Raw genomic sequence first — 13,298 nt, forward strand, 5'->3', positions numbered from 1 at the left:
AATTACTGAACGCAGGTTTGGGGTGGCCCCGCGATGAACTCGACCTCGGCCACCTGTGCCTTGGCCTTACCAGCCATGTGTAGCCGGTAGCGGGCATAGGCAGCGGTTTTGAGGTCAAACACACGCGTCATGTGCGGACGGTCAAAGACCTCCCCCTTACGGCGGTCCAGTTCGCGCCAGCGCTTCCCATCCCAGCCCTCCAGTCGCCACGCCGAAGGCATCGGCCCCTCTGCGCCAACGCTAACGCTGTAAGCTTTGAGGCAAACCGGTTCGGATCGCTCAAACGAGGCGCTGTCTCCCGGCCCTGCGGTCCAGGTCGTCGAGGTCTTGCCATCCGCAAGCGCAGGCACCGAGGCCTTAACCCCCACGACCGCCCCGTCATAGACCCACTGACCGGCTGTGTCGCTCATGGTGAAGGCGAGCTGCCCGCCACCGCGGATTTGCGCCTGAGTCACATAGGGCGTCTCAAGCGGCTGTCCATTCAGCGTCACGGCGGCGATATAGGGCCGGTCCGCCCCGGCATTGGCGGCAGTGATCTCGAAGGTCCTGCCATTCTCAAGATGCAGGACGCTGCGCGCATGACGCGGCCCGTGCAGATAGTAGCGGTCGGTTGTCAGCTTTGGAAACAGACCCAGACGGTTGAAGACGTAGTTGGAACTCATCGCGCCGGCGTCTTCATCACCGGGATAGGCCGTATCCGTGAAATATTTGAACGTATCACGCGCCCAGTAGGACGACTGATCGGCACGCCCGATAGCATGGAACAGCCACGGCGTCGAAAAGGACGGCTCATTGGTAATATCGATCAGATGCGCGCTCAGGGCATATTGCAGGCGCTCGTTAAAGCGCACGCGGCCGCCTATCGCCTCGATCAAGCCATCGAGATCATGCAACACACCGTAAGAATAGATCCACGCCGTGCCTTCATAATAGCCGACATTGTTGTGAACCTTACCGTCCCAGCCCAGCTTGGGGTCAATGTCCTGAAACCTGCCGTTCGGATAGCGCGGCATCAGGAAGCCACTGAACCCGTCGCTCTGCGTGGCCGGGTTCCAGATTTTTTTCCAGTTGGCTGAGCGCTTGAGGAGCGTCTGCGCTTCTTCCGTGTGGCCGGTCTTTTGCGCCATCTGCGCCGCGTAGAAGTCGTTCAGCGCAAAGCCCAGCGTTGATGAACCGGACTTGGCGCGCTGATTGTTCGGTTCGGGGCTGAGATCGCCCACCCCGAAATAACCATCGGTGAGATAGCGCGGACGGCGACGCTCAAAAGCATTGAAATGCGTGACGCGCCAGGCCTGCGACCAGTCCACGCCGTCCGCGCCGCGGATCAGCGCCTCGCCCAGCACATTGTCCACCTCATCGCCCCCTTGCCCCACATGGTAGTTCTGGCCGCCGATGATGGCCGTATCCGCCGCGCCGAACTTGTCAAACGTGTGGATCAGGCTGTTGAGGTTGGCGGTGTAATCCGTAGGCGAAATCAGAGACATCAGCGGGAACAGGGTGCGATAGGTGTCCCACAGCGTATAATGATCGTCCCAGTTGGGCCGAGTGAGCTGGGCCCTGGGCTGATCCAGCGAGCGGTCGCGCGGCTGAATGGAGGCGTGATAAAGGGCGGTATAAAAGCGCCGCGTCTGGGCCTCGGTCAGGCCTGAGACTTCGATCTTGGACAGTTGCGCATTCCACGCCACCTGCGTTTGTTGCCGCACAGCATCGAAGTCCCAACCCGGAATCTCCTGATCAAGAAGCGCCTCGGCGGTCTCCGCGCTGGTGAAGGAAACAGCCAGCTTGACCAGAACCGGCTTTGACGGGTCGCCTTTGAAGGTCAGCCACGCCCCCAGCCGCTCATCGGGCCCGGTCCGGCCTTCGTTCGCACCCGGTTTCGCTGTCGCTTTGTCGAAAATGCCCCAGCGGGTGGGTGACTGGCTCAGCTTGGCGACGAACCAGATGTCGATCAGTGCCGGATTCCAATAGCCCTTGGCCTTCACATGCCCGACAATCTTGCCGCTTTCTGGATAGTACTTCACCTCGGCCGCTTCGGAGGCGACCAGTCCGCCGACCTTGCGCGTCACATCGATGACGAGTTGCGCCTCATCGGTTTGCGGATAGGTCAGACGGTAGAGGGCTGAATAGTGGGCGGGGGTAATTTCCACGCGTGTCTTATATCGTGTCAGATCGACCGCGTAATAATCCGCCGCCATCTCAACATTGGCCTTGTCCGACAGATGGTCCGGCTCATTGAACAGAGGCGCCCCTACCTGCGGTGACAGCAAAAACGTGCCGTAGGTCGTAACGCCGCCTGAGCCCTGCGTGTGCAATTGCCCAAAGCCGCTGATCTTTTCGGCCGGATTATAGCCGGAATTATTGGGATTGAGCGTTTCCGGCGACGGGTGGATGGAGCCATTCGGACGCGCCGGGCCGGGGATGGTGTCGCCCTCATTGTCATTGCCAAGACCGATACGCAGATCGGGCAACTTATACAGATTCGAGTCCGCAAACACCTGAAGCGGTGCACAGACAAGCACCCCTGCCAGCAAGGTGATGCGCAAAGTCACTGTCATTTTGCCTCGTCCTGTTGTTTCCGCGAACTTCGGTCGATCCGATTATCGAGACCGGGGCAATCGCGCCGTTATTATGTGTCAACCTTTTTGAGCTTTCGCCGTCTCAGGCCTGAACTCACGAAAAAGACGGACCAGCTACGCTTCGCTGGTCCGCTCAGTCAGGATGAGTGCAGCGAGACCGAAGGGAGGAGTCCCGCCGTTACGCTTACTCAGCTATCGGGTCGCGAAATGCCACTAAAGCAACCCAATGCGCACACCCCCGAAACCCCGGAGGAAATCTCAAGGCCTCAGGTTGTCATCTGAAGCCTAATTCTCTTAAGGCGCGCCCGTCATATCGGACAGCCAAATTGGCCAGACCTTTGCTAAGTTTCTAACCCCACAAGAGTCTTCATCGTTCTTTTGATTTAAAGGTAAACCAATTTAATGCGCTTGACAATAAGACTCCGGTGTCGAGAATTCAAAATTAATAATTTGTTTTTAAACATATTTTTGTATAGAGTTGGAAATTTAAGCGTTTTTGCACTGCACAATGGTTGCCAAATTTCGATCCGATACAGCTGAATTTGGTATGACCTAACTTGAAAGCCTCATTCCCTAAAAAGTCCATCAAAGCCTTTTGGGCGCTCTCAAAGGGTCATAGGGTGTCAAACCGGCTTGCACCGTTTCTATATGTGTAATATTGTCCCTATATGAGAGCTTTGATTTCGCCTCCCAAACGTCATACAGCGTGGCCGGAGGCAGAAACGTGTTCCGATCTCTCACTCCCTGATGCGGAACACCCCATTTAAGCCCCTCCTGAAAAGGGGGGGCTCTTTTTTTGATTTGTAAAACGGTTTATGCTCGATCCTGACGAATATGGCTTGAAGGTGATTAATCGTCTCTATATTTAAAATACAACCCTACAAAAATGACACACAGGGACACGCCATCAGGAGCTTTCATGCCTCGTCTGCGACCGACCGCCCTCGCCTGCCTGTTGCTGTTGTCTTCGGCACTGATCAGCCCCCTTTCCTATTCTCAGGCCCGCGCTCAGGCCCCGGCGGCCACGGGCGGCCTGCGTCCCAATATCGAAGGGCAGATGTCAACGCCGCTGCGTTACCAACCGGACAAGGGCGATTTCGTCATCCGCAATGGCGCGGAATATTTCAACCGCGCGCTCTACGGCGGGCACACGGCCTTTCGCGTCGATGCGGGCGACCGGCCGGAATTTTCGCTCTACCTGCCCGGCCGTGGTGGCAATCTGCGCCTGGGGCTGCGCACCGCTGCGGGTATCAAGTGGATCAATGACGCGCAAAACACCGAGAGCCGCTATCGCCCCGGCGAGATGCTCTACACCATCCGCGATCCGCTGATCGGTGCGACGGGCCAACTGGTCATCGAAGTCATAGCCGACCACGCCAGCGAAGGCCTGTTGCTGCGCGCCAGCGGCTCTGACCTGCCCAAGGGCACGGAACTGGTCTTCGCCTATGGGGCAGGTAATGGTCAGCGCGGCAATCGCGACGGTGATATCGGCACCGAAAAAGTGCCGATCAGCCAGTATTTCCAGTTCAAGCCCGACTATGCCGACGGCACACGCTACAAGACGGATGCGCAGGTCTTCCATGCCGACAGCCGCACGGCAGGTCTGACCGGCACGGTCTCCGTCCCCGCCGCGCTGAAACTGTCCGATGCCACACAATGGAGCGATGCGGCACAGCTTCTGGCCTCCGATCGTGCGGCCATACAGGTGGTCACCGGCCATGTGACGCTGGGCACCGGTCCGGTCTATCTGGCTATACAGGTCACGCGGCGCGGCGCGGCGGAGGAGCTTGGCACCTATCGCGATGTGACGGCGGGCAATACAGGCTCCCGGTCCGAAACCCTCTCGACCTCCGCCGCCTATGCGGCGTCGGAGCTGTCGGCGCGTTTTGAGGACGCCCGTCGCCATTTCGCGCAAATACGCACTCGCGTGCGCACCGAAACCCCCGACCCCTATCTCGATGCGGCCATGGGCGCGCTCAATATTGCCTCGGACGGCCAGTGGGATGAGCGCGACGGCGGCGGCGTCATGCACGGGGCCATCGCCTGGCGGGCACGGCTTCTGGGCTGGCGCGGGCCCTATGCGCTGGACGCGCTGGGCTGGCACGACCGCGCGCGGCAGAATTTCAACGGCTGGACGCGCAAGCAGAACACCAAGCCCATTCCCGATTTCGTTGCCCCGCCCGAAGAGAAGACCAATCTGGCACGCAATCCGGATGGGATGCATACCAATGGTGACCTGTCCAACACCCACTACGACATGAATATCGGCTTCTTTGACGCGATGTTCCGTCACCTGCTGTGGACGGGTGATCTCGAATACGCTAGGCGCGTCTGGCCGGTGATCGAGCGGCATATGGCGTGGGAAAAGCGCCTGTTCCGTCGCGAATACGGCCCGGACAAGCTGCCCCTCTATGAGGCCTATGCCGCCATCTGGGCGTCGGACGATATGCAATATTCCGGCGGCGGCGTCGCCTATACGACGGCCTATAACCTCTACCACAACCGCATGATGGCGCGCCTCGCCACCCTGATCGGCAAGGACCCGACGCCGTATCAGACCGAGGCCGCTCTGATCGAACGCGGGATGCAGACATATCTATGGATGGAGGATCGCGGGGCCTATGGCGAGTTCCGCGACTATCTGGGCAAGCAGTTGCTCCACCCCAGCTACGGCCTGTGGAGCTTCTATCACAGCATCGATTCCGGCGCGCCCGATGCACGTCAGGCGGCACGCATGGCGACCGACCTCGAACGCCGCCTGCGTCCCCTGCCCGTGACCGGTGAAGGCGTGCCCAATGACCGGCCCTATCGGATGCTGCCTTCGTCTGACTGGATGCCCTATAGCTGGTCGATCAATAATGTGGTGATGGGCGAAAACCTGCACACGGCGCTGGCCCTGTGGCAGGCCGGGCGGCCGGACAGCGCCTATGAGATCACGCGCGGCAGCGTGCTCGCCAGCTTCTATATGGGCATCGCGCCCGGCAATGTCGGCAGCATGAACTATCTCGACGTCTATCGCCGCGAGTCGCAACGCGACTTTGCCGATGGCACGGGCGTCATGGCGCGTACCGTGGTCGAAGGCCTGTTTGGCGTGCGCCCGGATGCGCTCAGCCGCACCCTGACGCTCAGCCCCGGTCTGCCGCCGGAATGGGACCATGCGCGGCTTATCCATCCGAACCTGAGCCTTGCTTATCGGCGCGAGGGTCAGACCGATATCTGGACCGTCACCCCGTCGGATCAGCGCTTTGACCGCGCCGTGTTGGACCTGCCCGTGCGCCGCGACCGCGTGGCCCGCCTGACCGTCAATGGCAAGGCCGTCAGATGGGACGCCCCGGAGGGCGTCGGCGCGCCCAAACTGCGCCTAGAGACGCTGCTGAGGGGGCGCACTGAGGTACGCATCGTCTGGGCCGGTCAGGCCATAGACTCGGCCAAAGCGAATAAGGTGCCGGAGGCCGATCCGGCCTTTACGGCGATGTCGCAGGGACAATTTAGCTGGCTGGCCCCCAAGGCCCGGACACCGGACTTTGCATCCTGTCCCGTCACCGCGCCCGCATGGGCGACGGGGGCGCAAACCGTGCGCGCCGAGCCGGTGGATATCAGCGCCGCCTTCAATGACAAGGTGACGAACATCTTCCAGCCGGGAAAATACCGCTCACCGCGCTCGCCCTTTGTGTCGCTGGCCATGCCGGCTCAGGGGATTGGCGCGTGGGCCGGGCACGTCAATGCCACGGCCACTATTGACGATGTTGCCTTGCGTCAGGCGGGGGGAGAGGTCACGACCGTCAATGGTCTGCGCTTCCGCACGCCTGCCGATGGCAACAATATCGCTTTCGCGTCGCTGTGGGACAATTATCCGGACGAGGTGAGCGTGCCTTTACGCGGACAGGCGAAGCGCGCCTTCCTGCTGATGGCCGGTTCAACCAACCACATGCAAAGCCGCCTGACCAATGGCGAGGTCGTCGTCACCTATACGGACGGCACGACGCAGGTGCTGACCCTACGCAACCCGGAAAACTGGTGGCCGATCGAGCGCGACTATTTCATCGACGACTATCAGTTCCGTCTGTGCGGCGAAGTCCCGGTGCGCGTGGACCTCAAGACGGGCAAGGTGTGGACGCCGGGCCCCGACTGGAAAGGTCGCGCGAGCCGTGAAAAAATTGACGGTGGCGCGGGCAGCGTGCTCAGCCTCGACCTCAATCCCAACAAGACGCTGCACAGCCTCACCGTGCGCGCCGTGGCCAATGAGGTGGTGATTGGCCTGATGGGCGTCAGTCTGGAGCGCTGACCGCTGGCACCGCCCCATCGCACTAGAGCGAAATGACTTTAGGTGGAAACGCCATTTCGCTCTAAATTTTTGTTTTGTCGCGATGTTTTTGCGGAAAACCGCTCACACTTTCCGCACAACGCTCAAAAAAAAAAGAACCCACTGTCGCGCGACAGTGGGTAAGATCTGAGAGAGAAATAAAACCGAACCCCGTCTTATGAAGTCTCAAGACCGGGAACCGGGTAAACTACGTGATCAAACACACACTCACGTACTCGCTTACGCCCCGGACCGTAGCAGGCCTTAAGGGCGTCGGAGCTATGGGGCCATTCCGCGTGGGATCGGCCGAAAGGGATCAGAGCCTCAGACAGGTCAGGGTCAAACGGCCAAACCTGTGACCATCATCTCCCTGACATGTGCGCCTTGTCCAGCGATTATTATTTCAATTTGGTTTAATAATGGCAATAGTACTACAATTTGTAAATTTCAATCGCGAATTTCGCTGAAAGTTGATTTTGCGAGTGAAAACATCCCTGTAAATGGCCCTCTGTGTCCAGATTGGCTCAGGCTTTGGGTTTGTAATCTGGCTGTGCCGCACGGGCCGTACGGCAGATCATATAGACACCAAGCGCTTTGGGGAGTAAGATTCAACCGACAGTTTGGGCGAAGCGAAACGAACGCCCGACACCCCCTTCCGCTGTGCCAAGGCCGTTACGCCCACTGCAAAGACACAACACAACGGAGGATTATCATGCCCAAGAACACTGTTTGCCTGTGGTACGCGCGCGAGGCCGAAGAGGCGGCGCGCTTTTACGCCAGCGTCTTCCCGGACAGCGCGGTGACCGCCGTGCATAAGGCCCCGACCGACTTTCCGGGCGGCAAGGCGGGTCAGGTGCTGACCGTCGAATTCACTGTGTGCGGCATTCCCTGTCTGGGGCTCAATGGTGGCGACGCCTTCCGGCAAACCGAAGCCTTTTCGTCCCAGATTGCCACCGAAGATCAGGCCGAAACCGACCGGTATTGGGACGCCATCGTTGGGAATGGCGGCAAAGAGAGCGCGTGTGGCTGGTGCAAGGACCGCTGGGGCCTGTCGTGGCAGATCACGCCGCGCGCCTTAAGCGACGCCATGAAGCAAGGCGGCGAGGTAGCTGAGCGCGTCTTTCAAGCCATGATGACCATGGGCAAGATCGACGTGGCGGCCATCGAAGCGGCGGCGAAAGGGTGAACCTAGCCATCTATAGCCATTAATGGCTATAGATGGCTAACCGGCGCTGAAATCCGTCTCCGGGCGACCACGCACCCACACTTCCAGCAGAGGGTCGTTAAGCCGCCAGGCGCGCTCTACCTTTTCAGCCACCCCGAGCCGCGACAGGCGACGCAGCGCCGTCTGCACGCGGTCAATGGTCGGACCCCCCCCTCCCGTCAGGGCCGCCAGACGCGCGGTCGAGCTTTCGGCATAGGGCTGTTCTATATGCTCGGCCAGCAGCCGCAAGGTGGCGCGCTGAAGCGGGCTAAGGCCGCTCCACAGACGGTCAAATCCGAACTGTGCCCCCAGCTCATCGAGCACATGCGTCATGGCCGTGTCGGGCGTCAGGCGATCGTGCGCCATCAGCGCGATCAGCCATTGCTGAAAAAACAAAGGGTTGTGCTCAATGCGCTCAAATACCCGCAGCGCATCGCTCCGTTCGATGCGGCGGCGTGCCTTGGCCCGAAACACCGCCAGTTGATGATCGACAAAGCCGTCATCCAGTACCGGCAGGGTCATCTGGGTGGCGAAGCGGTAAAAGGGCGCTTCGCGGGCATTGAACACGTTGCGCAACCCCTCCTGCGACGAGCCGGTGAAGACCGAGACCAGCCCTGAGCGCCGGCGGTCAAGACTGGTGCGTAGGGCCGCAACGATGGGGGCGGTGTGCGGGCTGCGCGCCACCTCCTGAAATTCGTCGAACAGCAAAAGCGTCGGGTGTTTGTCATCCGCCAGCCGCTCACAATACTGATCGAGCAGCAGCAAGTGATCGTCCTGCGGTTTGCCGCGCAGGCTCCCCAGATCGACCTCGACCTCCGTGCCGCCGGGCGCAGAGAGTTTGAGTGTCGGTGAGAGGTCGCGCATCGCCGTCCCTAACCGGTCGCTCAGCCGCCCACCGCGCAGGGCCGCGTCAAAGGCGTAGAGCAGGCTGGCGATCGGGGCTTCGACCGTCTGCCACAGACTGACATATACTACGCGGTGTTTGCGCGCCTCGGCCAAAGGCGCCAGGTCTTCGCGCAGAAACTCGGTCTTGCCGGTGCGGCGCGGGCCGAACAGACTGAGTGCGGAAGCCGGGCTGTCGATCAGCAGGCTATAGACCTGCTCGGCAAAGGCCCGTCTCGGGAAATGCCATTCCGATTTTGCCATGTTCAACCTCCTGTAGCCACTTATAGCCACGAATGGCTAACTCTGGCTACAGGTCCGTTACAACGACGGCCGCAGACCTTCAGCCCGCACGCGCCAGCCGTTTCCGGGGAAGCCGGGGGCCGCCCCGCCCTGCCCGTCCCAGCCGCCGGCCATCAGGGCGACGGCCAGCAACAGGCTGCCGTTCGAGGGGAAATAGGTCTCCGCCGCGCGCTGATAACCCGGTCCGTCGGGCCCTGTGTCCGCTTGCACGCCCGCCCCGGTCGCCGTCGGGACAAAGGCTGCGGCGTGGGCATCAAGATGCACGCGCGGCGTCATACCGCTTTGGCCATAATGGTTGTTTTTGGCCTCGAAAAACAGCCAGTCAATCGCCTCATCCGGCGCATTCAGCCGCGCGGCGGTCATAGCGATCATCGCGTAGTCCCAGCCCCAGGTCTGGCGCAAATCCCAGTCGCGTTTCATGCGGTCCAGCGTGCGACGCATAGTGGGTTTATCGACATCCCGGCCCGGAAGCCAACCCAGCGGCATCAGAAAGGACGGATGGTCGCGGTTCTGGCACGTCTCATTTAAGGCATTTGATCTGCACGCCCCCGCCGCCTTGTCCCAGAAATCTGGTTCAGAACGCACGGGCAGATAGAGGCCGTCCTTGTGCGGCAGGTCTGGCCATTTGGCCAGCACCACGTCCCAGTCGGGGCGGCGGCCCTTGCCCGTTCGCTCGCGCCACGCCTGCGCCGTCTCGATGCCCCAGCGATAATAGGCCACCTCAAAGGCCGGATCATAGGTGGTCAGCGGATCGAAATTCTCCTGCACCGGGATGATCGGCGGCCCCAGCCGGTACGTGCCCGTCTGTTCATCGAGATAGGGGAAAGAGGCCAGCAGGTCGGCGCTCTGCTCGACCAGTTCGCCATAGGTTTTGAGGATGCGTCCGCTGTCGCCTGCGCGATACAAAAGTTCGCACATATAGATGGGGTGCGGCTGCTGCCACATGATGAAGGGTGAGACCTTGGACGGGCTATCGACGCCATCCGGTCCGATCATCTTGGGCCACCACGCGCCTTTTAAGCCCTGTTCGGCGGCGCGCGCCTTCGCCCTGGGCAGGAAGGCCACATACCAGCCAAGGCTCTTTTCCAGCAGGTGCGGTCGGCCCCACAGGGCGAAGTGCGCCGAATGCCAGGGGTGCATTTCAAGGTGCGACTTGCCGTTCCAGCTATTGGAGAACAGCCCCTCCTCCTGCGGCGGGAAGGCCCCGGCCGCATTCACCGCCATCAGATATTGCGACAGGATGACCCGGCGTTCCAGCTCCGGCGCGCGTGGGTCGCTCGAACCACTGAAATCAACCATGCCGCCCTTTGACCAGTAGTTGATCCAGTGCGTTTCGGTCGCCGCCTTGGCCGCAGCGGGCTGTGGCAGGGCCGCGATGGGATCAGGCGAAAAGGACGCCATGACGCTCAGGGTCGGGGTTGTCGCGCTGACCCGATAGCTGTGCGGCGCGCGGGCCTCGATAGCGCTCCCCGGTGCGACGATGGCGGCGTGATAGGTGGTCGCGTCGATCTGGCGTTTCAGGCGCACTTCACCGGCCTTGCGAGACACCTCAGTCGTGGTGTGGGCGGACGGATTGGTCCAGTCCGACGGGTCAGGATTGAGCGTCTTCGACACGCCGGGAAAACGCACGGCGACGCCCAGACGGCCCTGCGCCACCAGAGCTGAGGTGACCTCAGCCATGATCGTGTCGCTGTCGGGCAGGACGCGGGTCACGACCGTCACGGCCTCGTCCTCATAGACAAAGCGGCTGGTCAGCGTGCCGTTCCACAGGTCGAGTGTCTGCCGCGTGTCCTTGATGTCGGCAAAGCGCGCGGACGTCCCGTCCTTCGCCCGCAGGTCCAGCGACAGCCGTCCCAGCGAGAAGCGATGCGGGTTTTCACGAATCCACGCCACCGCCGAGTTCTTCGCGGCCTCGGCCCAGTCTTTAATATAGCCATAGCGGCGCTTTTGCCCGCGCACGTCGATCTCGATCTGCGTATCGCGGACGGTATAGCCCTGCGGATTGGGGAAGCTGTGCCAGGCCCATTGCGCCTCGGTCAGAAGCGGCGCGATTTTCGAATAGGGCTCGGTAAAGGTCTGAAGCCCGGTAATATCCGCCGTAAAACCGATATTGCCGTTCCCCAACATCAGCGGCGCGTGCGGATCGACCGTGGTCAGGGTCGGATTGTGACGGCGGACCAGCGCCTCACGGTCAATGGGCATCGTCTCAGCCGACGCGGCGGGCACGGCGAACGAGGCACCCGTGGCCGCCGCCGTGAGCAGCAGATGACGACGGGAAAGCGAAATCGGCATGGGCGGTCTTCCTGTAAGGGGTAAGCGGCGATATCCGCAGTCTCTTTATTTGTAATCTTGTATCACCAGAGAGCGGCTTTATCCGCGTCGGGGAGGGGCGGCAAATGTGTCCGGCGTGATATTTTCCCCTTTTCATAATACCGCCATCCCACGATAGCAATCGTATGAACCGCGGCCATTTCTTCACAATCACGCACATTCAATCAAAAAATGACTTGAAAGCCACACTTTTTTTCATGCAATTGCCCTGTTGCGTTGCAATATTTCGCAAGAGAAAGAGATTTCAAAAAATGTGTCGAAATTGAGCATTTTCGTTTACACCCCCTCACGCTTCGAGTATCTATTTTAAAAAATACATTCCGATAAAAGGGACGAAAATGCCATCAGCGAGATGGGTGGGCCTGATTTCCGCCACGAGCCTTGCCGTGTCTATTGCCGCCGGGCCGCAGATGGTCGGGGCTGCGGTGACCGGCACCAATACGCCGGCACCTGAGGTAAGCCTGAACCGTCTGGCCGAGCTGCCCGCCGCGCAGCGCGCTGCCTGGGCCGACTATATTGCGCGCTCGCAAAAGCAGATGGCCTTCGATAAGGCGACTCTGGCCGCTGAGCTTCAGCCGGGCGAAACCTCGCCCCCGCCACCTGTGGCCGGCAGCGGCAAGATGGCGCTCAATAAGGACGCCGCCTGGTACGCCACACCCGAAGCGCGCGCCATGGCCGACACGATTGTCAGCTTTCAGACCCCGTCGGGCGGCTGGAGCAAAAATCAGGACCGCACCAAGCCGCCACGACTGCGCGGTCAGCGCTTTGGCAATAATGCCGAGACGATGGAGCTGAATACGGGCAGTTTTGATGCCCCGCACGACCGCTTCTGGACCTTTGTCGGCACGCTGGACAATGGCGCGACGTGGACCGAGATGCGCTTTTTAGGCCGCGTGCAGGCGCAAGCCCCCGGCCAGGAGGGCGACGCCTATCGCGCCAGCATCCTCAAGGGCATTCACTACCTGCTGATGGCGCAGTACCCCAATGGCGGCTGGCCGCAGAACTATCCGCTGGAAGGCGGTTTCCACGACGGCATCACCTTCAATGACGATGCGGTGGCGCAAGCGGCCCTGCTTCTGACCGACATTGCCGAAGGCAAGCCGGATTTCGCCTTCGTGCCTGCCGATCTGCGCCGCAAGGCCGGTGAAGCCAGTGCGCGCGCCTTGCGCCCCATTCTCGACGCTCAGATCGTGGTGAACGGTAAGAAGACCGTTTGGCCGCAACAGGTCGATGCCCTGACGCTCGCCCCGATTTCGGCGCGCAATTACGAGATGCGCTCTCTGGCCAGCGCTGAAAGCACGGATGTACTGCTGTTCCTGATGCGCCAGCCCAAACCGTCGGCAGAGGTGCGCGCCGCCATCCATGCGGGCGTCGAATGGCTGAAAGCTCATGCCATCTATGACAAGGCCTTTACCGAGGTCAGCAAAGAGGAAGGCCGCAAGCTGATCGACAAGCCAGGGGCCGGTCCGATCTGGTCGCGCAACTATGACATCCAGACCGGCAAGCCGATCTTCGGCGACTGGGACAAGTCGATTCAGGACGATGTCAATAACATCTCCAAAGGCCGCCGCAATGGCTATTCCTGGTACGGGTCAGGGCCGAAAAAGGCCATAGATGCCTATGCCGACTGGGTGAAAAAATACCCGAAATAACCTTTTGCAGCGTCCGGATGACACCGGTAACCGCAGCTCACAAAACC

Annotated in this window: 6 protein-coding genes; 3 read left to right on the plus strand and 3 right to left on the minus strand. The window is 60.8% G+C overall.

Annotation, left to right across the window (positions count from 1 at the left end; all coding sequences use genetic code 11):
- Nucleotides 1–2: 2 nt before the first annotated feature.
- The gene (locus ACK8OE_RS16020) at nucleotides 3–2,555 is read right to left on the minus strand and encodes a GH92 family glycosyl hydrolase (protein WP_410273371.1); all 2,553 of its coding nucleotides are present in this window, start codon (nucleotides 2,553–2,555) and stop codon (nucleotides 3–5) included.
- 940 nt (nucleotides 2,556–3,495) lie between these two features.
- Between ACK8OE_RS16020 and ACK8OE_RS16025 the strand changes: the two genes are divergently transcribed.
- The gene (locus tag ACK8OE_RS16025) at nucleotides 3,496–6,861 is read left to right on the plus strand and encodes a DUF4450 domain-containing protein (protein ID WP_410273372.1); all 3,366 of its coding nucleotides are present in this window, start codon (nucleotides 3,496–3,498) and stop codon (nucleotides 6,859–6,861) included.
- 730 nt (nucleotides 6,862–7,591) lie between these two features.
- Nucleotides 7,592–8,065: a VOC family protein gene (locus ACK8OE_RS16030; protein ID WP_410273373.1), complete on the plus strand. Its 474-nt coding sequence runs from the start codon at nucleotides 7,592–7,594 to the stop codon at nucleotides 8,063–8,065.
- 36 nt (nucleotides 8,066–8,101) lie between these two features.
- On the opposite strand, the gene ACK8OE_RS16035 is transcribed toward ACK8OE_RS16030, so the two are convergent.
- Complete coding sequence (locus ACK8OE_RS16035) at nucleotides 8,102–9,229, minus strand: hypothetical protein (RefSeq protein WP_410273374.1); 1,128 nt, start codon at nucleotides 9,227–9,229, stop codon at nucleotides 8,102–8,104.
- Nucleotides 9,230–9,286: 57 nt separating this feature from the next.
- A complete protein-coding gene (locus ACK8OE_RS16040; protein ID WP_410273375.1) occupies nucleotides 9,287–11,560 on the minus strand; it encodes a hypothetical protein in 2,274 nt (757 codons plus the stop codon).
- Nucleotides 11,561–11,937: 377 nt separating this feature from the next.
- Here ACK8OE_RS16040 and pelA point away from each other — a divergent pair, with 377 nt between their 5' ends.
- Entirely contained in the window at nucleotides 11,938–13,251 is a 1,314-nt protein-coding gene (gene pelA / locus ACK8OE_RS16045; protein WP_410273376.1) for a pectate lyase, read from the plus strand.
- The last annotated feature ends 47 nt before the right edge of the window (nucleotides 13,252–13,298 follow it).

The sequence above is a fragment of the Asticcacaulis sp. W401b genome (genome assembly GCF_046503825.1).
Classification (GTDB): domain Bacteria; phylum Pseudomonadota; class Alphaproteobacteria; order Caulobacterales; family Caulobacteraceae; genus Asticcacaulis.

Bases quoted from the DNA above. Each gene is read 5' to 3' on its own strand.
- ACK8OE_RS16020 (WP_410273371.1), bottom strand. From the start codon at position 2,555: ATGACAGTGACTTTGCGCATCACCTTGCTGGCAGGGGTGCTTGTCTGT.
- ACK8OE_RS16025 (WP_410273372.1), top strand. From the start codon at position 3,496: ATGCCTCGTCTGCGACCGACCGCCCTCGCCTGCCTGTTGCTGTTGTCT.
- ACK8OE_RS16030 (WP_410273373.1), top strand. From the start codon at position 7,592: ATGCCCAAGAACACTGTTTGCCTGTGGTACGCGCGCGAGGCCGAAGAG.
- ACK8OE_RS16035 (WP_410273374.1), bottom strand. From the start codon at position 9,229: ATGGCAAAATCGGAATGGCATTTCCCGAGACGGGCCTTTGCCGAGCAG.
- ACK8OE_RS16040 (WP_410273375.1), bottom strand. From the start codon at position 11,560: ATGCCGATTTCGCTTTCCCGTCGTCATCTGCTGCTCACGGCGGCGGCC.
- pelA (WP_410273376.1), top strand. From the start codon at position 11,938: ATGCCATCAGCGAGATGGGTGGGCCTGATTTCCGCCACGAGCCTTGCC.